Origin of the sequence: Rummeliibacillus sp. G93 (assembly GCF_023515935.1) — a bacterium.
In the GTDB taxonomy this organism is placed as follows: domain Bacteria; phylum Bacillota; class Bacilli; order Bacillales_A; family Planococcaceae; genus Rummeliibacillus; species Rummeliibacillus stabekisii.
This window is the reverse complement of sequence record NZ_CP097314.1, coordinates 1689408-1710746: the sequence shown is the minus strand read 5'-3', so window position 1 is coordinate 1710746 and position 21339 is coordinate 1689408. Positions and strand designations below refer to the sequence as shown.

Sequence of the window (21339 nt, the reverse complement as noted above, 5' to 3'; positions counted from 1 at the left end):
TATATTTCTTATCAAGAGAAGCTGAGGGGAAGGCCCTATGACGCTTCAGCAACCTCTGTGTATGCAGAAAGGTGCTACATCCTGCAAGATTAAATCTTGGAAGATAAGAGTGCACGCATATCAATGCCCCTTTTCTTCTTGTAAGGAAAAGGGGTTTTTGTTTTATAAAGAAAAGGGGGTTATTTGATGCCAATTAATATTCCGAAAGATTTGCCGGCAACGGAATTATTAAAAAAAGAAAAGATTTTTGTCATGGATGAAAGTAGATCAAATCAACAGGATATCCGACCACTTAACATTGCTATTTTAAACCTAATGCCCGAGAAAGAAAAAACCGAACTGCAGCTTCTTCGACTTTTAGGCAATACACCATTACAGGTTACTGTTACATTTTTACATACCGCTACGCATATCTCTAAAAATGTTAGCAAATCTCATTTAGATACATTCTATAAAACATTTAATGAAGTAAAAGAGTTTCGTTTTGACGGATTAATTATTACAGGTGCTCCAGTTGAGACGTTGGCCTTTGAAGAGGTGGATTACTGGGAAGAGATGAAAGAAATTCTTGAGTGGTCCAAAACTAATGTCACGACAACACTTCATATATGCTGGGGAGCGCAAGCAGCGCTTTATTATCATTATGGAATTGATAAATACTCATTAGATCAAAAATGTTTTGGTGTTTTTCAGCATACTGTTCAGGAGTCAACAGCAAAACTAATACGAGGGTTTAATGATGTGTTTGTAGCACCACATTCACGCCATACTTCTGTTTCGGTACACGCAGTGGAGGAACATCCTAATTTATCTGTACTCTCTAAATCAGAAAAAGCAGGTTTGTTTATTGCTATATCAAACGACGAAAAAATGATTATGGTAACAGGTCATTTAGAATATGATGCTGAAACTTTAAGTGAAGAATTCAAACGCGATTTGGCTAGGGGTAATGACATAGCTATACCGAGTAATTACTATCCAGACGATAACCCTAATAATCAGCCGTTAAATACCTGGCGTTCGCATACACATCTTTTGTTCTCAAACTGGCTTAACTACTATGTTTATCAAGAAACACCTTATGAATGGGCATAGGTTAACTCTCATTCTCTATTGCTTATCTTTCTATTTGTTATAATAGACGAAAGAAGATACAAGAAAAGAGGATTATATGTGTTTGTGACTATTGGTATTTTAGCGCATGTGGATGCTGGAAAAACCACCTTATCCGAAAATTTATTATATCAATTTAATAGCATAAAAGAACGAGGTCGGGTGGACCACCAAAATGCTTTTCTAGACCATCATGCCATTGAAAGAGAACGGGGCATTACGATTTTTGCAGAACAAGGAAGGCTTGAAATGGGAGAAGATACATATACCATTATCGATACGCCAGGGCACGTCGATTTTTCTCCAGAAATGGAGAGAGCAATCGCTGTAATGGATTATGCCATACTTGTTGTTAGCGCTTTAGATGGTGTACAGGGACATACAGAAACAGTTTGGTCTTTACTTAGAAAACATGAAGTCCCCACCTTTATTTTTATTAATAAAATGGATGCAGATACAGCAAATGGTGAGGCAGTTTTACATGAGTTGCGGCAAAACTTGTCAAAGAACTTTGTTCCAATAACAAACGAATTTACAAATGGTAGAGTATCAGATCAACTGATTGAATGGGTAGCAGAGAGAGATGAAGAAATACTTGAAAAATATTTCAACCAATCTCTGCTTGAAGGGGATGTAAAGAAAGCTTTTCAAAAGATGATGATAGAAGGAAAGGCTTTTCCCTGTGCTTTTGGCTCTGCCTTAAAAGATGAAGGAATTACCGAATTCTTTGAGCAAATTATGCTTTTAGCGAGAACCAGCTATGATGAGGCACTGCCATTTTCAGCGAATGTGTTTAAAATCCGCCATGATGATAAAAAGCAAAGAATTACATTTATGAAAGCACAAGCAGGAAAGTTATCGGTTCGAGATGTACTTGAACTAGGTGGAACCCCTGAAAAAGTAACCGAAATTAGGCTTTACAATGGGAATGATTATAAGGTAGTTAAAGAAGTGCAAGCAGGAGAAATATTTGCAGTGACTGGCATTTCAAATGCAAATATTGGAGATGTCGTTGGAACAAAGAGCATTGCGCAAATGCCTTTTGAACTCATACCAACATTGCAATCTACTGTTGTGAATGATGGGACTGATCATATTAAGGACGTATTAGCATGCTTTAGATTATTAGAAGCAGAAGATCCTTCTTTAGAAGTCAGATGGATAGAGAGATTTCAAGAAATCCGTGTTCATGTCATGGGAGCTATTCAACTTGAAGTACTGAAAGAAGTAGCAAAACAGCGTTTTTCTCTCGATATCCATTTTGAAAGCCCCCAAGTTTTATACATGGAAACAATCAGTAATACTGTAACTGGGTACGGTCATTTTGAGCCGTTAAAACATTATGCAGAAGTACATCTTCTGATGGAGGCAGCCGAGAGAGGTGCAGGCATATTATTTGAAAATAGATGCCATGATGATGATTTATCTACCGGGCATCAGCGTTTAATCGAACACCATATTTTTGAGAGGCCGCATAATGGACTTTTAACAGGCTTCCCTCTAACAGATGTCAAATTTACATTACTGACGGGGCGTGCACATGAAAAACATACAGAGGGTGGGGATTTTCGTGAGGCCACTTTTCGTGCAATACGGCAAGGACTCGAAAAAGCGAGTATTCAATTATTAGAACCATACTATTTCTTTAAAATGAAGACAGACCAAGTTCATATCGGACGAATGATGACAGATGTTCAGCAGGCAAGCGGTACTTTTGAAGCGCCGATTATGAATGGTAATCAAGCTATTTTGGAAGGAAGGGTACCTGTCTCTACGTTTATGGATTATAGTACTGTATTTGCTGCATATACAAATGGCAAAGGTGCAATAACATTGAATTTTTACGGGTTTGATCAATGTCATAATCCTGAAGACACCATTGAAAGAATTAATTATCGAAAAGACGCTGATCCGGAATATTCATCATACAGCATATTTTGCGCGAGAGGCAAGGGGTATGCTGTTCCTTGGGAAGAAGCAGAGCAAAACATGCATTGCTTGAAAAAATGATCGATGAAATCGTCAAGCGTAGATTAAAGTAAAACACAAAGTTATAATTGAAAAGGAAACCTTAGCTAAGGTTTCCTTGTTTTTTCTCAAAATAGAAATACATAATACTTTTTATAATAGTATATGATAATATACAAATTATAATATTCAGTATATTTTAAAAACGTTTGTTGGAATTGTTTTTTGGAGGTGAAATATGACAACTACCTATGCAGAGTGGGGAGAAGCTAGAGTTAAATTAACTTGGAAAAAAAGACTGCTTACTTCCCTTAATTAATGAAATTACAAGTGTACATGGTTTTTGCTTTTACGATGATAATTTTTTGTTGGTTGATTTAAAACATAGAGGATGGGATATTCCTGGTGGACATATTGAAGCTGGTGAAACACCAGAGGAATGCTTTAAGCGGGAGGCGAGGGAAGAAGCTTATATTGATGGGGAGTGTACTTTGTTAGGATACATTATTGTTGACCATAGTGAAAATCCTGCATGGACAGATGACAGCCCATATCCCCAAATAGGATTTCAGGTATTTTACAAAATGGAAATAACAAGTCTACTTCCGTTTGAAGGAAAGTATGAATCTACACAACGAATATTTATAAATCCTGAGGAGGTTTCAGCGTATCATAGCGAATGGAATATTCTTTTTCAAGAAATATTAGATTATGCAACATCTATACAATAGAAGAATTTCTATAGGAAGCTAATAAGTAATAATTCATTCATAAAAAAGACTGCAGACAAACACAAACTAGTGTCTATCTACAGTTTAGATATCATGAAAATTTGTATGGGCGTAGTGGGAGTCGAACCCACAACCCCCTGATTAAGAGTCAGGTGCGCTGCCAATTGCGCCATACGCCCGTTTGCCTTAATGACATATATAGTGTAACGCCGAATCCCTATAAAGTCAAGAGGCAAACTTGGTTATATTGATACTGTACTAGTGATGCTCAATCTTATCTTTTTTAAATACCTCAACATCTACAAGGCGGGCACCAGCTTTATGCAATATCCCCTCAATTTCCTTGACTGTTTGATCTGTTGCTCCTTTGGCTAGTGTCACGATAACTCTCCTTAAGTACCAATCATCATCATCAATAGAGAACACGCAATGGACAGGCCATTTTTTGCGGATCACTGATAAGGTTTTTGCAAGGATACCTTCTTGATCTGGCAAAGCGATCGTTAACGCACAGCTTCCTGTCTTATACCCCCATGCTTCTTCTAATAGTTCAAAGACACGAGAATGTGTAAGAATACCAGCAAAATTATCGTTTTCATCTAGTACCGTTAAATATGGCAATCGCTTGATTGTAAAAAACACTTCATAAAATGAGCTTTCCATTCCGATAGTACCATCAGGATCTGCCGCTAAATCCCCGATAGGAATATCTTCATCATTACCATGTTCTAACTTATACTCTAAAATTGCGACCTTAAAGGCATTCCCAACAAACTTTTCTTCTTTATCATCTAAAATTGGAATGCAACGATAACCCGAGGAGTAAAGCTTTTTTAACACTGATGAAATTGAATCACTTTCCTTGCAAAAAATAACATCATGCTTATTTACATATTTTTGTTTGACAATCATTGTATGACCTCCAAATTCTGTTTAAACATTTTTATTTGCAAAAGAAGCATCACGGCTAATAAGCCGAGAGAGTATTTAACCCCTCTCAAAAGCATACTCGCTATCATATGCATGAGCTTTTTTAACTATTCCCTTATAATTGATTTTACAATCCTCATTATGATAATTAAATAGTTTTCTGTACAAAAATTCAGAATTGTGTAATATTATAGTAGAGTAAAATTGGATAAAGGAGGCTATTAAGTAAAATGTCGTATAAACATAATAGTGTAAAGGAACGCCTAAATTCTATGGAATTGCCTGTTATTGCTGCCCCTATGTTTTTAGTGTCTGGAATTGAGTTAGTTGTAGAAGGATGCAAATCGGGTATAGCGACCACTTTTCCTTTATTAAATGCAAGAACGAATGAAGAGCTAGAGAAGTGGATGAAAGAAATCACTTTACAGTTAGAGGATGCAACAAAGAAAGGAAGTACTGTTGCACCATGGGGAGTCAATTTGATTGTACATCATACAAATACACGTTATCACGAGGATGTGGAATTGGTAAAAAAATATCAGCCTCCTCTGGTTATAACATCTTTGGGAAAACCAACTGATATTGCAACCACCGTACATGAATATGGAGGACTTGTTTTTTCGGATGTCATCAGCATAGAACATGCGAAAAAGGCAATGGAAGCAGGGGTTGATGGACTTATATTAGTATGTGCTGGAGCAGGTGGTCACGGAGGTACCTTACATCCTATGGCCTTCGTGCATGAAGTGAAAAAATTCTTTAACGGGATTATTATTTTAGCGGGATCTATATCATGTGGGGAAGATATACTTGCTGCTCAAGTAATAGGTGCCGATTTTGCCTATATGGGGACAAGACTAATTGCTACTGCCGAATCGATGGCAAGCGGAAAATATAAAGAAATGACTGTTGAAGCAAGCGCCAGCGATATTATTTATACGGATAAAATTAGTGGGGTGAATGCAAACTTTATTGTACAGAGTATTGTCAATGCTGGGTTAGAGCCAACTGATTTACAAAAGCCTCAACAATTAGAAATTGTACACAAAGCTGATGAGGCAAAAGCCTGGAAGGATATTTGGAGCGCTGGTCAGGGAGTTGGCAGCATAAAAGAAATTTTGCCAGTTTCAGAGCTTGTTGCTCAATTATTAGATGAATATCAAACAAGTATAGAAAAAATAGTCAAAAAGCAACTGGTAAAGATAAACGAAGCTTAATAGTGAGGGAAGCTTTTATGTCAAAAAGACATAAAAAGCTTCTTTTTTTATTCTTTTTAAGAATTATTAGTTTACATAATTAAAGTTGTTTTAAAAAAACGAATTTACTATGTATTGAATATTTTTTATTATTTTTATAAACCTCGCTAGTCTATATAATAAAAACAAAACAAAGCACTAAAGAGCAAAATCCAACAAAACCGTATATAACCTAAAAAAATGATAAGAATAGACGTGGAAAAGTAAATGAAATTTTCACTAAACTTCCTATTTACATATAACATAAGAGTAAAAGGACACAGCTACTTCAATTTCAAAGGAGAGTCGATAAAATTGAAGGCATACCACTATGCACTTCTTATATTGCCTATTATGATTATTATTTGTTTGCTTATTTTAATTTTTTATCCCAAGCTTTTCACATCAATTCAACAGCGGGAAGAAAAATTATACACTTATTTAGGGAAGGATGCGCCCCCTCCAACGGAACTAAACCCAATTGTAGAAGAAAAGAAAAATACATTAATTAATCAGGCAGCAAAAAAGAAAATCGATATAGTTATCACAGAAGGAATTCGATCATTTGCAAAGCAAGATCAAATCTATCAACAAGGACGCTCTAGACCTGGGCGTATTGTTACTTATACGAAAGCTGGGGAGTCGTACCATAATTATGGACTTGCATTTGATTTTGCGTTGGTTGATCATTCTGGCAATATTATATGGAATACGCAATATGACGGTAACCAAAACAGCAAAGCAGATTGGTACGAGGTGGCTGATCTTGGCAAAAAATTAGGGTTGGAATGGGGCGGTGATTGGCCGAGCTTTAAAGATGATCCACATTTTCAGATGACATTTGGTTTAAGTATTGAACAGCTAAAAGAAGGGTACCGGGTAAAATCAGTAGAAAAATGAAAAAAACAAGCAACCTTTCTGGGGAAGAGGGCAATGAACATTTATAGCATATTTTTTATACATTCAACATATTGAATAGGAACAGTGCATAGGAATAATGTGTAGGCATTGGACAACCTCTGCTTAATATAATAAAAAAGGAGTCAGCATATGAAATTTATACTACTATTTCTAACCAGTATTGCTGCTTTTGTTTTCACTTTCATCGTTCCTACACTTGAAGCGAAATTTATATGTTTAATTGGTTCATTGTTATTATTTAGATTAGGAATTTATATGATAAATCAATCTGAAAAAAAAAGAACTGCCGAATTAGAACAGGAAGTAGATGATTTATTACAACATCTTCCTTTCACACATAAAACAATATCAGATGATTATCTTCAAGCATTATTTATAGATGAGGCTTCCCAAACCCTTTTCACTGCCATAAGAAAGGATACGGGGGAATCTTTTGATGTGAAAGAATATCTATTTCCTGAAGTGTATGAAGCGGCGATTGAAGAAGATGGGAACCAGCTTGCTTTTATAGCAAGAGGAGGAATACTTGGGGGTTCTTTATTGAAGAACGTAGACCATATCGAAGTTTTCGATACCCAGAAAGAAGACGATGATTTAAATGATGAAGATTTTAGTGAAGAAGAGCAAGATGACATAGAAGAGGGCATTTCGAAAGTAAGCCTAAAATTAGTATTGGACAACCTAGCACATCCTATTTTTGAATTTATCTTTTTTGAAAGTGAGGAACCTGTTGACCCTGATTCAGATGAATATAAAGATGCTTTTAAAGCATGTAATCAATGGTATCAAATGATAAGTATTCTAATAAAACGCCAAGATCATCAAAAGCAAGTACTTGTTACGAGATATGAAGAAGCCCAAAAGGTTATTTAATAATTTCAATAACCTTAATAATCCTATTTGAATAAATAATTTAATCAAAGATAAACTAAATTTTTTCGAAATAAAATTAAAAAAATGGTTTAAAAAAATGTACAGAAGGTATACTATTAATGATTTCACTTATAAATCCTTTTCTGGTAGGAGGGGTTAACCAATGGGTGAACCAAGTCCAGGTGAGTAGTAAAGCTCGACCGCAGATTAAAATGTACCATGCCAAAGAAAGGAAACGGAGTGAAGACCCGTGGAGTAGTCTTGGGCAACATAGCGATTCTTTAACCATTTAATCGTCATTTCGATGATGAGGAGGAAGAATTCCATGAGTATGCCGCCAAAAAAGCGCTAACAAACAAGAATTCAATGTCTCTAGACCAGATTAAATAGTAATGATCAAGTTGAAACGGAGTGAAGACTCGTGGTGTAGACTTGTCAGTTATTTTTAATCATCGTAAACCATATGATCTGGAGAGTGAAGTCCGATGAGCATGTAGAACGATTGTTCCACTGTTTGCGGAAGTTCAGCTACTGTGGGCTAGATTAAAAGGTCAAAAATGAAGCTTGCATAATTTAATCGCCGAAGAGGATAAGTGAAATCAAGCTCGGGGAATTTATTTCCCGGGCTTTTTTATGTGTTTTTTTTTGAATAAAATCATGAAAGTTATCAATACTATCTAGGATTCACAATTTTAAAACTACATGTCGGGAGGAAGAACATAATGAGTAAACAACAACAGCTTGATCCAAAATCTCAAAAAGTTCATCAGCTCTGGAGTAGGATTAAACATCAAAAATCTCAAGTTAACGGTCAGACAGAAGTAACCTTGTCTAATCGAATTTTGAGAAGCCTTGCAAAGGCAAGACATTTTTAATCCATGTAGATATTGTGCAATCACCACCAAAAAACATGATCAGTTTATACTGATCATGTTTTTTCTTTTTTAGGCTAGCGACACACTTTTTTAAATAGTGACATATCCTTTAAGTGAAGAGGTGGTGAAGGATGAGACCAGGAGAAAATATGAAAATTTCTCATAAAGCGGTTGAAGTTGAACAACAAGAATGGAAGAAGAGACGGTTAAAAGAACGCATGAAGCAGATGCTTACGATTGCTTCACCAATTATTCTCTTGTTGGTGTGGGAATGCCTTTCCCGAACCAATTTGATTGATGTTCGATTTTTTCCGCCTCCAACTAAGATTATTGGAACTCTTTTTTCTATGATTTATAGCGGTGAATTATTTCACCATATGTGGGTTTCTCTCTACAGGATATTCTGTGGATTCTTACTCGGGGCAATACCAGGTATTGTCATTGGCTTATTAATGGGCCTATACTCTCCCATTCGACATTTCATATCACCAATTGTCATGGCGTTGATGCCAATACCAACATTGGCGCTTTTGCCAATTATTATTATTCTTTTTGGAATTGGCGATTTCTCCAAAGTGGTGACGATTGCAGGTAGTGTATTCTTCCCAGTAGTAATCAACACGACTGCAGGAGTTATAAACATTGACTCCATTTACTTAGATGTTGCAAAAAATTATGGCGCGAGCTCTAAGGACTTCTTCTTTAAGATTGCGCTTCCTGGATCGCTCCCGGTTATGATGGAAGGTATTCAGATGGGGCAGGCAATTGCGTTATTAACAATCGTAGCAGCTGAAATGATGGGTGCCACATCTGGCATAGGCTATTTGATATGGACTTCTTACAAAGCATTTATGCTACAGGAAATGTTTGTAGGGCTTATTCTCATCTCATTTTTTGGCTATTTATTTTCTTTGCTGCTTCGTTTTATCCAAAAGAAAATATTACCTTGGAGGTGAGTAAGTGGACACCAAAATTTCAATCGAAAATTTGACTAAAGTATTTTATAAAAAAAATGCAAGTGTTACAGCTTTAGATGAGGTATCTATGGATATCGCAGAGGGAGAGTTTGTTTGTATTGTAGGGCCAAGCGGTTGTGGGAAAACAACTTTGCTTCGAATACTGGCAGATTTGGAAACATTAAGCGCAGGAAAAATTGAAATTAAACAAGATAAGAAAGATCGTCCTCTTCAATCAATGGTTTTTCAAGAAAGAGGTATTATCCCATGGCTGACAGTAGAAGAGAATGTTTCCTTTGGTTTAAAAATGCGGCATCTGCCCATACAGCAAGTTAGAGAAAGAACAGATTATTATTTACAAAAAGTGGGGCTGGATCAGTTTAAAAAGCTCTATCCAAAAGAACTGTCTGGTGGTATGAAGCAAAGAGTTAGTATTGCTCGAGCCTTTGCCAATGATCCGGAAATTTTACTAATGGATGAACCCTTCGCGGCTCTTGATGAACAGAATAAATTTATCTTACAGGAAGAGTTACTTTCGATTTGGGAAGAGACAAAGAAGACAGTTATTTTTATTACACATAGTATAGATGAAGCACTGCTGCTGAGTGACAGAATTCTATTAATGAGTGCACAACCCGGTAAGATTATAAAAGAAATAAAAAATGATAGCCCGAGACCGAGGAAGATGGAACAGATGCGCGCAAATCAAAAAACTGCAGAACATTTTATAGAGATATTAAACCATCTACATGAGGAAGTTCAAAAGTCTAGAAGCTAGGATGGAGGGAATATGATGAAGAAATGGCTTAAAAGAGGGCTGGTACTACCACTTCTACTTCTAGCAATATTGATTGCAGGTTGCACGGAAAAAGGAAGTGATACAAAAAAACCAGTGGATAATACTGTGAGTAAAGAAAATCCATCAGGCGATCTTGCACCTTTAAAGAAAAAGGTGAAAGTAAAAATAGCTGAAGATGGAGCGGCATCTGGTGCAGGTTTTTATATTGCCAATGAAAAAGGGTACTTCAAAGATTACAATATTGAGGTAGAATTTGCTCAATTTGCAAATAGTGATGATATGTTGCCAGCACTTGCTGCTGGAGAAGTTGAAATGGCAGGCGGCATTTCGACAGCATCATTCTTTAATGCTATTGCTCAAGGAATTGATGTAAAAATAGTAGGGGATAAGGGTCATAATATGCCAGGTAAATCCTATTTTACATTCGTTATAAGCGATAAAATGAAAAATGTAATTAAGGATTATACAGATATGAAAGGTAAAAAAATTGCCATTTCTTCTAGAAACTCAATTGATGGTTATATCTATGAATTAATGCTTCGCCATGCAGGACTTACCGAGAAAGATGTAGAAACAGTTGTTATGTCTGACTTTGGTAGTATGCTAGGAGCGTTACAAAACGGTTCTATTGATGCTGCGCTTAGCATAGAGCCCCTGATTGCACAAGGTGTTGAAAAAGGGATTATCCATCGTTTTAAGGATGCAACTGATTTTGCTCCAGATTCGCAAATTGCTTTAGTTTTGGCTTCACCGAAATTCGTGAGTAAAGACCGTGATGTGTCACTTCGCTTTATGCTTGCTTATCTAAAAGGTGTCCGAGATTATAATGATGCCTTTACGAAAGGAAAAGGAAAAGCGGAGATTGTCAGTATTATGACAAAATACACAGCTCTAAAAGATCCAGCCATATGGGATAAGGTAAATGTAACGGGATTAGATCCGAATGGTGAAATGCGTATGGAGGATATTCAGAATCAATATAATATGTATAAAGAAAATGGGGCAACAAAGGGAACATTTGAATTTGATAAGGCAATTGATACTTCACTAACAGAAGAAGCAGTAAAGATAATAGGGAGTTATAAGTAATAAAAAAAGGAGTAAGCAAATGCTTACTCCTTTTAAAATTTAGTTTCTTTTAAATCGGAAATTTTGAAGAAGCTGTTATTTTCATCGCCATCCACATAATCGTAATATACAGAATATGTTCTGTCATAGGCGTTAAGAGATTTATTTCCATTTTTCGTTTCGTTAATATATTCTTTGGTTTTCACAACAAAATCTGTATCACTTTTACGGTCAATTGAAACAATCTCTACTTTATTGACTTCTTCTAGATCGCCTTGCTTATGTTTTGTGGGAATTTGTTTTGATAAATTTTCATATAACTTTGTGTCATGCATGATTGCTTCGTTTGCAAGTGGTTCAAAGTTACCTGAGGTAATAGCTTCGGAACGCATAACAGGATAGTCAGAAATAAACTGAGTTAATTTTTCTTGTTCTGCTTTTGACATTTTTTGACCTGTTACTTTGGTTTCAATTATATCTTTAGTTTGGTGCTTATCAGCTTTCGATATAGCATCCTTCGATTTTTCTGTTAAGAAAGCATCTTCTTTTTGATCCTGATTTTTTTGATTTGCATCGTTACCACAAGCTGTAAGAACTGAAGCAGCTAAGAATAACGAACATAACACTGGCCATTTCTTCATTTTATTGGTCCTTCTTTCAACAATTATTTCTATTATCATACCCTATTTTATACTGCAATAACACTGTAGTATGAAATGGTCTAAAAGTGTTGAAGCTTTCATTTTTTCTTTCTTCCTTTATTAGGTACAATTCAGTCTAAATGATTAAAAAAGAATGAATAGGGGTACTATTGAAGGTCGTCCGACTATGCTTGCTAAATTGTTAATTCACTTTAATATATGCAAGGAGACGTGAGCAGGAAATTTGGTTTATGGTTAATTTAATATCTAACTTTTCCTATACATATTGCTTTGTACAACTAAAACATACAAATTATGAATTAAAAAAGAATCTTATTTATTACATTTAGATGTCAGTATAGCTAGATTTTTAAAATTCCTGTAATGCTAAATGCTTTTTTTTCTACGTAAGATGTATAGCAAACAAAAAAAGCATACTAGACTACAGATTTAGAAGTCTTCTTCATAGGTACATTATAAAAAAAGAAGGGTGATGTATGATGATTAGAAAATCTTTGAGTTACTTACGTTTAATGGGTATGTGTTTAGGGATTGCCATAGTAGGATCAATAGCAGCTGGATGTTCGAGCGCTAAATTGATAGAAGGGAAAAAAGTACAAGCGGGAGTTATGGTAGAAGAAAATGAGAACATCGTCGATAAAAATGTACAATCAATAAAGCATGTACTAAAAACAGAATTTACAAGCCCTAAGCAGGAGTATAATAAAATTCTTCATAATCCTGAAAACTTTACAATAATAGAAGGAAAGAAAATGCTGAAAGCTTCATACGGTAGTGAACTGCATAATTATGTTGAGGGATTATACAAGCCATACTTCACAAAAACTGGATTCTCTTCTTTTTTTGTTACATCAGCATTTAATTATACGCTGAAATCTAAAGATATAAAAATAAATGTGAAAGATATGGAGATAGAAAAAACGGATAAAAATCACAACTATCATTTTGTTGTGAGTGTTAACTATAAGAAGGGAGATCATGCAACAAAGAAGTATCAAATTAAAGGGATTGCTACTTTACCTGAAGAAGGTAAGATTGCTCAAATTACTTATAAGGATGATGGAGGATTGCTTAAAAATATAAAAAAGAATAGCTAAAAATTAGGGATTTGAATATAGAGGAAGTTTTTAACTTCCTCTATATTTTGATTTAAAATCATAAAGTAAATCGTCTAAGGTCTTTAGTCCCTAAACTAAGTAGGCGTAAGATTAAAATTTAGGTATAATAGCTATAGGGTTCATTAAAATATAGATATCTCTTGAGTAGATATAGAAAGTTTAGGTAAAATGTGGCTAGTATTAATTGGTTTTTTGACTTCTTTCTTCATATGAATGAAAAGATTTTAGAGGTTTAAATATTCTGATAAGTGCATTGGCAACATTAAGATTTTCTTATTATAATATATAAAGTACATATACATAGTACATATACAAAAAAGGGAAGAAGTGATTTTCATGTACATAGGCGGTCGGCAAGATTTAGCTGCGCTTGACCAATTTACAATAGAACAGGTCGGGCTTCCAGGTGCTGTATTAATGGAGAATGCAGGTTCTGCTATCGTGTCTGCAGTTTTGTCAACATACCATGATCTAGACGCGCGCATTCTTGTGTTAGCAGGTAACGGTAACAACGGCGGCGATGGATTTGTAGCTGCCAGAAAGTTATGTGATCATGGATATAATGTGGAATTGTGCCTTCTGCCTAAAGAGGAGACATTAAAGGGAGATGCACTTACCCACTTTTTAGTCTATAAAAATAGAGGTCTTCCCTATTTAACAATGGCAACAATGGATAAGGATAAGCTTCAGTCAAAAATAAACTGTGCTACTATTATTATAGATGCAATGATAGGTTCAGGGATGCAGGGCATAATTAAAGACCCATTTCGTTCAGTCATTGAAATGGTAAATGAGTCTACTGCTTATGTTTTAGCAGTAGATATTCCTTCAGGCTTGGAGGCTGATACCGGACTAGTTACAGAAATGGCCATCAAGGCTGATCGTACTGTTACTTTTGTGATGCCCAAAAAAGGATTCTTCTTGCAAGACGGACCAATGTATATTGGTGAATGGGAAATTGCAGATATCTCAGTACCTTATCAGCTTGCAGAAAAATCCACTCAATCTCTGCCAAGGCTAATTACAAACGGAGATGTCTATGCACAATTGCCAAAGAGACCATCAAACAGTCATAAAGGAACATTTGGCCATGGTATTGTTATAGGAGGCTCTAGTTCATATGTAGGAGCACCTATTTATTCCGCCAAAGCTGCATTTCACTCAGGAATTGGGCTTGTGACATTAGCTGTGCCGGAAGAAAATTATGCAATCTCAGCATCTCAGTTGCCAGAAGCATTATATATAAAGCTTTCAAATATAGAAGACCACATATCTCCAGCATCGCTTTCTGAAATTTCATTTTCTACATATAAGGCAATTGCCATAGGTCCTGGACTTAGTCGTTTTAAACATGGCGGAAAAATATTGGAGATCTTGTTTAGTAAATGCCACGATCAGCCTATTATTATAGACGCGGATGGCCTATTCTATCTTAAGGATTACCTCCATTTATTGAAGGAATACAAGGGCCCTGTTATTATTACACCCCATCCGGGTGAAATGGCAGCACTTTTAGATTGCAGTGTAGAAGAAATTGAAAGTAATCGATTAGAGGTAGCAAAGAAATTTGCAAAAGAGCATGGTGTATACGTATTATTGAAAGGTCATCGCTCTATTGTTGAAGTTCCAGATGGTAATACATGGGTAAATCCCCATGGACATGATGCGCTAGCACGGGGAGGTAGCGGTGATGTTTTAACCGGCCTTATTCTGTCCTTTATATGTCAACATGCAAGCCCTGAACAAGCGTTAGTATGCGCTACATTTTTACATGCTAGAGCTGCGGAAGTGAAAGCAGAGAAATTATCCCATTACAGTGTAACTCCAAATGCTATAATAGAAGGGATTCCTGAAATTCTAAATGAAATGCGATAAAAAATATAAAGAATAGAAAGGAAGATGGCAGTGCGCAATTTAGCCTGGTATATTTCACTGGCCATCTCGTTTTTTGGCTGTCTTGCCATCGAGTTTTTCTTCACAGGAAAGCCTACACAGTCAATCAACCATGCCAATACAGCAATCGTACCAATCGTATTATTAATTCCTTTTTTGTTTTTAAGTTTATTTATAACCTGGACAGTCGGAAGAAAGTACTTTGCTATTAGACCGTTGCGAAGACCAGGGATATTACTACTTGCTATAATCATTATTTTGGTTATTGCCATTACAGGTGAATATCAGACAATTCAAGAGACAATCAATGGATTTGAAAAAAAAGGGAAGACAATGATGTCTGTTTTGAAACATCAAAGCTATTTTAATTATTTTACTGTGAATTGGTATTTTAATGAAAATTCCTTTTTGCTAGTTCATCTTATCTCATTTTGTCTAGGTTTCGTTGGCCGCAATAGAGAATGGCAGCTAGAGCTAGAGGAAAAAGAATATAAAGTGAACAATGAGTAGCGTGGCAAACATAGCCACGCTATTTTTAATTCCTTATACGTCGTTTCAGAAGCTATCTGGTGAAATCGATAGAAATTCTATTAGGATATAGTCAAAAGTCCAGTTTAAAAATTATGCTATGATAGTGTATATAATCCTTGAAAGGAAGATGATTATGAAATCACCATTTACATTTATTTATTCTGCTCCAACAAATATTGTAGAAGGAAAGAAATATCCTGCAATATTTTTACTGCACGGAATGGGAAGCAATGAAGAAGACTTGCCACAGCTAGTGCAAGAATTAAAAGAAGATTACTTTATATTTAGCTTGCAGGGCCCCATCCTTCAAGAACCTGGATATGCTTTCTATCATGACAAAGAGTTCGGAAAACCGGATCGCCATGTATTTGATCAAGTTGTTATTCATATTGCAAAATTTATAGAAGAAGCAGCTACTGAGTTCCCGCTTAACTTAAAAGAGTTGTATATTTTGGGCTTTAGCCAAGGTGCCGTGCTGGCCAATTCTTTAGCATTTGTAATGGGAAATCAAAAACTAGCGGGAGTTGTAGCATTAAGCGGCTATATTCCAGACTTTGTTAAGACAGATTATAAAAAGAAATCCGTTGATAGCCTTCCTATTTATATTGCACATGGCACTATGGATTACGTTCTTCCTTATCAATGGGGGGAAGAAAGCAAAGGCTTCTTCTTAAGCTATGATGCAGAAGTAACTTTTAAGGGATTCGAAGATGGTCATGGAGTACCTCCATATATCCAAGAAGAAGTGATACAGTTTTTTAAAAAGAAATCTTCAAATCAATAACGTTTAAACACTATGATAATAGGGAATATTATTAAAATTTAAAACTTTTAAAAAAGAGGAAAAAAGAACCAAAGAAATTTTTTCTTCTTTTATAATGTCTATTTACCTTATGGTTAATAAAGGTTTTATATTCATAAGAACTATTAGAGGAAATGTAGTTCATACTTTTGATACAAATTAGTCGTAATAAAAATAACTTTTTACCTATGGAAGAAAATCAGAAAATACTTCTCAACGTCACCTCATGTTGATTTTTGTAATTTTTTAGGTTAAAGTTTGGTTAACGTTAAAAAACCAAAATGAGGTGAGGAATATGAAAAAGTTTAGATGCCCTGTATGTGGTTTTATGGGTTTAGCAAAGAAACCGTATGATAGTAACCTTAGTGGATCTGGTGAAATTTGCCAGTGCTGTGGATTTCAATTTGGTTATGATGATCAATCTAGCCAAGCAAGAAAAAGGATCCAGGAATTCCATGATAGTTATCGAATTAAATGGTTATTTGAAGGTGCAAAAGTATTTCATCCCTCAAGTTTTCCGGTTGAATATATCCAAAAAAACAGTACACGTATGACAGAGACGCAATTGATCAGACAGCTAAATACAATTGGCTTTAAACATAATGTACCGAATAAAAAGTTGATGAAGACCACCATGAATTGAAAAAGAAGGATTGTATAAATAAGATTTTTAATGATTTGCTTAAATTAAAATATTTCTAAGCGAGAGTATGAAGATCCGTTCAGTGAAAACACATTGGGCGGATGTTTTTTTTATTGGCTTTGGTTTTTAGGTCTAGCATATAGATAAATTAGGGGGTGTATTTTTATCAAAAAAGGATTGATATTGGTTTGTATTTTATTGAGCTGTATCCTTAGCAGCTGCACTACATCCAATAAGAAGGGATTACCAGGTGACCGTCCTCCGTCTGTTTTTGTAGAATTGAATGGGGAAAAGTATAGCACGACTCAAGGTTCATACTGCTGGACAAATATGTGTGTTGACAAGGTAGGACCTCCAGAATTATTACAAAATAAAAAGCCAATCAGGCTTACATCTAAGGCAATAGCCCAGATTAAGATGGATTATAAGCCACAGCCTACAGAAGTTCATTTATCTTTAATGGAAGGTAATGAGGAAAAGAAAATACAGTTAAAAGGTGACGGACAATTCAAAACCCCAACAAAAAAGGGTGTGTATTATTATGTATATAGTGTATGGTGGGATACCGATGAAAAAGGGAAACAATACCATGGAGATGCGGCTTATGTTTTTTCATTAGAGATAGAATAATGACTACGTAATAGAGAGAATAAAAAAGAGATCAGGAGAATCAACCCCCAATCTCTTTTTTATTAGCTAGCTATTTTTAAGTCCAGTATTCGCTTTCACAGTTACTTCTGCATACTTGCGAACATCTGATTTTTGACCTACTAGTGAACCAATCCAACCTGCTAAGAAACCACACGGAACTGAAATGATTGCTGGATTAGTAAGAGGGAACAATGCTGTCCCTTTTAGAATAGCCGTACCTTCTGGACTCCAAATATTAGGGCTTAATGCTACAAGAATCAATGCTACAACTAGTCCAGTTACCATTGCTGAAACAGCACCTGTTGTGTTAAATTTCTTATAATAGATAGTGTAAATAATAACTGGCAAGTTTGCACTTGCTGCAATACAAAATGCTAGCGATACTAAGAAAGCTACATTTAATGTTTGAGCACCTAATGCAAGAAGGATAGAAATTACCGCAACCCCTATAGAAGCATAACGTGCAGCTTTCATTTGTTCTTTTTCTGTTGCTTTGCCTTTACGAATAATTTGGCCATAAATATCATGAGCGAAAGCAGAAGCACCTGATAATACCAATCCGGCAACAACAGCTAAAATAGTCGCGAAAGCAACTGCACAAACAAATGACATTAACAAGTCTCCGCCTAATGCTTGAGCAAGAAGTGGTGCGGCCATATTTCCGGCTGCATTGGCTGAAACGATTTTTTCAGACCCTACAAATGCAGCGGCTCCAAAACCAAGGAAAATAGTGAGGACATAAAAGATACCAACAATCCATGTTGCGCTTACAACTGAGCTCCGGGCTGTTTTTGCATCTTTTACAGTAAAGAAGCGCATTAATATGTGAGGTAAACCCGCTGTACCTAAAACCAAAGCAATCATCACAGATAATGTATCAAAGCCGTTAGTATATTTTACGCCAGCATTGAGATAAGCTTCACCATGAGATGTTGATGTTTTAACAGTTTGGAACATTTCAAGAATATTAAAATTGAATTTTAAGAGTACAAGGAATGAGATAATAACAGTACCGATCATTAAAAGAACAGCTTTAATAATTTGTACCCAACTTGTAGCGGCCATCCCGCCCCATAGAACGTAAATTGTCATCATTACGCCCACTAACAATACAGCTATCCAATAGTCTATTCCTAGCAAAAGCTGTATTAGTGCACCAGCCCCAACTAATTGTGCAATCATGTAAAATAACACAATTACTATTGTACTTATAGCAGCAGTCCCACGAACTTTCTTTTGATTAAAACGTGCAGTAATCATATCTGCCAATGTGTAGCGTCCAAGATTTCGTAAAGGTTCAGCTACAATATACAAAACAACTAAATAGGCGACCAAATAGCCAATACTATAGAAGAAACCATCAAAACCAAATAAAGCAATAGCACCTGCTATTCCTAAAAATGAAGCAGCAGATAAATAGTCACCAGCAATCGCAATGCCGTTTTGCCAACCTGTTAGGCCACCGCCGGCAGTGTAGAACTCGCTAGCTGAATTTGTTCTTTTCGATGCAATATACGTAACAATCAAAGTGAGCACTACAATTGCCACGAAGAATAAGATCCCAATAGCTCCCATTAATAGCCACCATCCTTCGCTTTTTCAATAATTTTTTCGCTGTCTTGATCAAATACATTTGCTTTTTTGACATAAAGCATACAGAGTACCCACGTCATAATAAATAATCCTAAAGAATAAATCCATACCCAGGTAATATCACCAAAGGCTTTTCCATCCAATATTGTTGTGAAAGAGGTTAAGATAGGCAATAGAATGTAGAGACCTAAAAATAGAATTGAAATAGATCCAATAAAACTATTTTTCTTTTTTACAAGCGCTTTAAATTCAGAACTTTCTGAAATAGATACATACTTTTCTTCTGTCAGGCCATTCAAAACATTTGGTTCTTGCCCCAAATGATCGCTCACAACTTTTTTTTCTTCTAACGAGTGAGCTAAATTTTGACTCATACAAAATCCCCCTTTAAAAATATGAAGTTGGAAGTGCTTCCAATCCCTTGAAATAATCATATGCAAATTTGACAAAAATAGCAACATTTTTTAGAAAATTAATTATTTTTGGAAAATAAGTAAAAACCACTATTTCTAAAGAGGAAATAGTGGCTACCTATATAATAGAAGAAACTTATTCATGTACCGTTTAGCTTTGATTCTTTTTTAACTGATATAACAGTATACCAATAGCAGTCATTCCTTCTGCAATAGGAAAGGCTAACCAAAGTACTTTGCCCGAAAACGCTGCAGGCAATAAATAGAGCAATGGGAGGAATAGTACAAGGGAACGCATAAGAATGATAATCATCGATAAGCGTATTTTCTTAATCGATTGATAAAATTCTGCATATAGCAAGTTATAACTAAGAAACAAATAGCCAATAAAGAAAAGATGTATGCCTTGCTTTGTAAATTCAATGATAGCAGGGTCATGCACGCTAAATGCTTGGATCAACTGATCATCAAGGAGCCATCCCACAAGAATAATGAGTATACCTGCAATAATGCCAGCAAGAAGTCCCAATTTCAAGACAGCTTTGAGTCGCTCTGTTAATTTTGCTCCATAGCTAAAGCTTACAATTGGTTGTATGGCTGCACTAATACCAAAGAAAAGCATGATAAATACGGCATGTAAATAATTGATTACAGCATAAGAAGTAACGCCAATTTCACCGACGAAATGACTGAAGGCAATATTATAGCCTACGACAACAATAGCAGTAGAACCTTCTGTAATAAAGCTTGGTGAGCCAATTTTTAAAATTTCTTTCATATTACTTAAGTTAAAGTGGAATGTTTTCAAATTAAAACGTAAATGGCTATCGCTTCGTAAAAAATGCAAAAGAAGTACACATAAACCTACGACTGTTGAAAGGGCTGTTGCATATGCAGCTCCACTAACGCCCATATTCATCTGAAAGATAAAGATATAGTTCAGGATGATATTTAAGACTGATGTTGTGATTAAACCAATCATAGCTAGTTTCGGATTTCCATCGTTTCGTATAAAAATGCTTAAAACATTTTCTAATACATATATGAGACCGAAAAGAAGAATGACGTGAAGATAGTCTTCAACATAGGGAAGAACTTTAGTACTTGCGCCGAATAGCAGAGCTATCTCTTTTTGTTTCCAAAGACAAATGATAACGAGAACACCAACAATGCTCACGGTCATTAATAAGCTCTGCATAAAAATGGAGCGAGCTTGCTTTATGTTATCTTTGCCCATTTCGATAGAGTAAAGAGTTGCACCTCCCATTCCAATCCATAGAGAAATGGATAACAATATAGAGAAAATAGGCACTGCTATATTGACTCCCGCTAAGGCAAGCGGTCCGACTCCGTTGCTGACAAAAATGCCATCTACAAGAATATTGACAGACATTAAAATCATACCGAGTAGTGAGGGGAATAAATACGATAAAAATAGTTTGTGAATTGGGGTTTGCGTTAATTTGATTGATGTATCACTCATAGATGCCTCCGTAAAATGGAGCACTTCCTTTCTAGATAGAACGTTTCTTTTCCTTTTCTAATATGATTTTAAAGTATATAG

20 protein-coding genes, 1 tRNA gene, 1 pseudogene and 1 riboswitch are annotated in these 21339 nt (G+C 35.6%); of the genes and pseudogenes, 16 read left to right on the top strand and 6 right to left on the bottom strand.

What is annotated here, in order from left to right; translation table 11 throughout:
- The first annotated feature begins 5 nt into the window (after nt 1-5).
- A riboswitch (SAM riboswitch) is annotated at nt 6-110 on the top strand.
- 76 nt (nt 111-186) lie between these two features.
- The 3 genes and pseudogenes from metA (at nt 187) to M2M59_RS08470 (ending at nt 3812) form a co-directional block, all read left to right on the top strand.
- On the top strand, nt 187-1095 hold the full coding sequence (metA, locus tag M2M59_RS08480; protein WP_147193393.1) for a homoserine O-acetyltransferase MetA: 909 nt from the start codon (nt 187-189) through the stop codon (nt 1093-1095).
- A 78-nt stretch (nt 1096-1173) separates the two neighbouring features.
- Nucleotides 1174-3123 (top strand): GTP-binding protein, encoded by a 1950-nt coding sequence (locus M2M59_RS08475; RefSeq protein ID WP_249774312.1) that lies wholly within the window; start codon nt 1174-1176, stop codon nt 3121-3123.
- Nucleotides 3124-3319: 196 nt separating this feature from the next.
- Nucleotides 3320-3812 (top strand): annotated as a pseudogene (locus tag M2M59_RS08470) (NUDIX hydrolase).
- Nucleotides 3813-3918: 106 nt separating this feature from the next.
- On the opposite strand, the gene M2M59_RS08465 reads toward M2M59_RS08470, so the two are convergent.
- Both M2M59_RS08465 and cbpA read right to left on the bottom strand, forming a co-directional pair.
- Nucleotides 3919-3991: transfer RNA gene (locus tag M2M59_RS08465), tRNA-Lys, on the bottom strand.
- 79 nt (nt 3992-4070) lie between these two features.
- Entirely contained in the window at nt 4071-4724 is a 654-nt protein-coding gene (gene cbpA, locus M2M59_RS08460; RefSeq protein WP_249774311.1) for a cyclic di-AMP binding protein CbpA, read from the bottom strand.
- 248 nt (nt 4725-4972) lie between these two features.
- Here cbpA and M2M59_RS08455 point away from each other — a divergent pair, with 248 nt between their 5' ends.
- From M2M59_RS08455 to M2M59_RS08425, 7 genes are all read left to right on the top strand, one after another.
- A complete protein-coding gene (locus M2M59_RS08455; protein ID WP_249774310.1) occupies nt 4973-5959 on the top strand; it encodes an NAD(P)H-dependent flavin oxidoreductase in 987 nt (328 codons plus the stop codon).
- Between the two features lie 333 nt (nt 5960-6292).
- Nucleotides 6293-6877 carry a M15 family metallopeptidase gene (locus M2M59_RS08450; RefSeq protein WP_249774309.1) on the top strand — a complete coding sequence of 195 codons (585 nt, stop codon included), beginning with the start codon at nt 6293-6295 and terminating at the stop codon, nt 6875-6877.
- A 150-nt stretch (nt 6878-7027) separates the two neighbouring features.
- On the top strand, nt 7028-7771 hold the full coding sequence (locus tag M2M59_RS08445; protein ID WP_147193398.1) for a hypothetical protein: 744 nt from the start codon (nt 7028-7030) through the stop codon (nt 7769-7771).
- Between the two features lie 722 nt (nt 7772-8493).
- Entirely contained in the window at nt 8494-8646 is a 153-nt protein-coding gene (locus M2M59_RS08440; RefSeq protein WP_147193399.1) for a YpzG family protein, read from the top strand.
- Between the two features lie 149 nt (nt 8647-8795).
- Entirely contained in the window at nt 8796-9602 is an 807-nt protein-coding gene (locus M2M59_RS08435; RefSeq protein ID WP_066791871.1) for an ABC transporter permease, read from the top strand.
- A gap of 4 nt (nt 9603-9606) precedes the next feature.
- Nucleotides 9607-10380, top strand: a complete 774-nt coding sequence (locus M2M59_RS08430) for an ABC transporter ATP-binding protein (protein WP_249774308.1) — start codon at nt 9607-9609, stop codon at nt 10378-10380.
- 15 nt (nt 10381-10395) lie between these two features.
- Nucleotides 10396-11490: an ABC transporter substrate-binding protein gene (locus tag M2M59_RS08425; RefSeq protein ID WP_249774307.1), complete on the top strand. Its 1095-nt coding sequence runs from the start codon at nt 10396-10398 to the stop codon at nt 11488-11490.
- 32 nt (nt 11491-11522) lie between these two features.
- Here M2M59_RS08425 and M2M59_RS08420 read toward each other — a convergent pair whose 3' ends face one another.
- Nucleotides 11523-12110: a TcaA NTF2-like domain-containing protein gene (locus M2M59_RS08420; protein WP_249774306.1), complete on the bottom strand. Its 588-nt coding sequence runs from the start codon at nt 12108-12110 to the stop codon at nt 11523-11525.
- A gap of 497 nt (nt 12111-12607) precedes the next feature.
- On the opposite strand from M2M59_RS08420, the gene M2M59_RS08415 reads away from it, so the two are divergent.
- The 6 genes from M2M59_RS08415 to M2M59_RS08390 all read left to right on the top strand — a co-directional run bounded on the left by M2M59_RS08415 (nt 12608) and on the right by M2M59_RS08390 (nt 17748).
- Nucleotides 12608-13228: a hypothetical protein gene (locus M2M59_RS08415; RefSeq protein WP_147193402.1), complete on the top strand. Its 621-nt coding sequence runs from the start codon at nt 12608-12610 to the stop codon at nt 13226-13228.
- Nucleotides 13229-13585: 357 nt separating this feature from the next.
- Nucleotides 13586-15124 (top strand): NAD(P)H-hydrate dehydratase, encoded by a 1539-nt coding sequence (locus M2M59_RS08410; RefSeq protein ID WP_249774305.1) that lies wholly within the window; start codon nt 13586-13588, stop codon nt 15122-15124.
- 30 nt (nt 15125-15154) lie between these two features.
- Nucleotides 15155-15652: a hypothetical protein gene (locus M2M59_RS08405; protein WP_249774304.1), complete on the top strand. Its 498-nt coding sequence runs from the start codon at nt 15155-15157 to the stop codon at nt 15650-15652.
- A 154-nt stretch (nt 15653-15806) separates the two neighbouring features.
- Nucleotides 15807-16457: an alpha/beta hydrolase gene (locus M2M59_RS08400; RefSeq protein WP_147193405.1), complete on the top strand. Its 651-nt coding sequence runs from the start codon at nt 15807-15809 to the stop codon at nt 16455-16457.
- Between the two features lie 313 nt (nt 16458-16770).
- Complete coding sequence (locus tag M2M59_RS08395; RefSeq protein WP_066787322.1) at nt 16771-17118, top strand: hypothetical protein; 348 nt, start codon at nt 16771-16773, stop codon at nt 17116-17118.
- A gap of 183 nt (nt 17119-17301) precedes the next feature.
- On the top strand, nt 17302-17748 hold the full coding sequence (locus tag M2M59_RS08390; RefSeq protein ID WP_249774303.1) for a hypothetical protein: 447 nt from the start codon (nt 17302-17304) through the stop codon (nt 17746-17748).
- Nucleotides 17749-17814: 66 nt separating this feature from the next.
- Here M2M59_RS08390 and M2M59_RS08385 read toward each other — a convergent pair whose 3' ends face one another.
- From M2M59_RS08385 to M2M59_RS08375, 3 genes are all read right to left on the bottom strand, one after another.
- Nucleotides 17815-19344 carry a solute symporter family protein gene (locus tag M2M59_RS08385; RefSeq protein WP_147193407.1) on the bottom strand — a complete coding sequence of 510 codons (1530 nt, stop codon included), beginning with the start codon at nt 19342-19344 and terminating at the stop codon, nt 17815-17817.
- The gene (locus tag M2M59_RS08380; protein ID WP_249774302.1) at nt 19344-19736 is read right to left on the bottom strand and encodes a DUF485 domain-containing protein; all 393 of its coding nucleotides are present in this window, start codon (nt 19734-19736) and stop codon (nt 19344-19346) included. Before M2M59_RS08380 ends, M2M59_RS08385 begins: the two co-directional genes overlap by 1 nt.
- 190 nt (nt 19737-19926) lie before the next feature.
- Nucleotides 19927-21258 carry an MATE family efflux transporter gene (locus M2M59_RS08375; protein WP_249774301.1) on the bottom strand — a complete coding sequence of 444 codons (1332 nt, stop codon included), beginning with the start codon at nt 21256-21258 and terminating at the stop codon, nt 19927-19929.
- Nucleotides 21259-21339 lie beyond the last annotated feature (81 nt).

Coding starts and splice junctions, on each gene's coding strand:
- metA (WP_147193393.1), top strand. CDS start 187: ATGCCAATTAATATTCCGAAAGATTTGCCGGCAACGGAATTATTAAAA.
- cbpA (WP_249774311.1), bottom strand. CDS start 4,724: ATGATTGTCAAACAAAAATATGTAAATAAGCATGATGTTATTTTTTGC.
- M2M59_RS08455 (WP_249774310.1), top strand. CDS start 4,973: ATGTCGTATAAACATAATAGTGTAAAGGAACGCCTAAATTCTATGGAA.
- M2M59_RS08445 (WP_147193398.1), top strand. CDS start 7,028: ATGAAATTTATACTACTATTTCTAACCAGTATTGCTGCTTTTGTTTTC.
- M2M59_RS08440 (WP_147193399.1), top strand. CDS start 8,494: ATGAGTAAACAACAACAGCTTGATCCAAAATCTCAAAAAGTTCATCAG.
- M2M59_RS08435 (WP_066791871.1), top strand. CDS start 8,796: ATGAAAATTTCTCATAAAGCGGTTGAAGTTGAACAACAAGAATGGAAG.
- M2M59_RS08425 (WP_249774307.1), top strand. CDS start 10,396: ATGAAGAAATGGCTTAAAAGAGGGCTGGTACTACCACTTCTACTTCTA.
- M2M59_RS08420 (WP_249774306.1), bottom strand. CDS start 12,110: ATGAAGAAATGGCCAGTGTTATGTTCGTTATTCTTAGCTGCTTCAGTT.
- M2M59_RS08415 (WP_147193402.1), top strand. CDS start 12,608: ATGATGATTAGAAAATCTTTGAGTTACTTACGTTTAATGGGTATGTGT.
- M2M59_RS08410 (WP_249774305.1), top strand. CDS start 13,586: ATGTACATAGGCGGTCGGCAAGATTTAGCTGCGCTTGACCAATTTACA.
- M2M59_RS08400 (WP_147193405.1), top strand. CDS start 15,807: ATGAAATCACCATTTACATTTATTTATTCTGCTCCAACAAATATTGTA.
- M2M59_RS08395 (WP_066787322.1), top strand. CDS start 16,771: ATGAAAAAGTTTAGATGCCCTGTATGTGGTTTTATGGGTTTAGCAAAG.
- M2M59_RS08385 (WP_147193407.1), bottom strand. CDS start 19,344: ATGGGAGCTATTGGGATCTTATTCTTCGTGGCAATTGTAGTGCTCACT.
- M2M59_RS08380 (WP_249774302.1), bottom strand. CDS start 19,736: ATGAGTCAAAATTTAGCTCACTCGTTAGAAGAAAAAAAAGTTGTGAGC.
- M2M59_RS08375 (WP_249774301.1), bottom strand. CDS start 21,258: ATGAGTGATACATCAATCAAATTAACGCAAACCCCAATTCACAAACTA.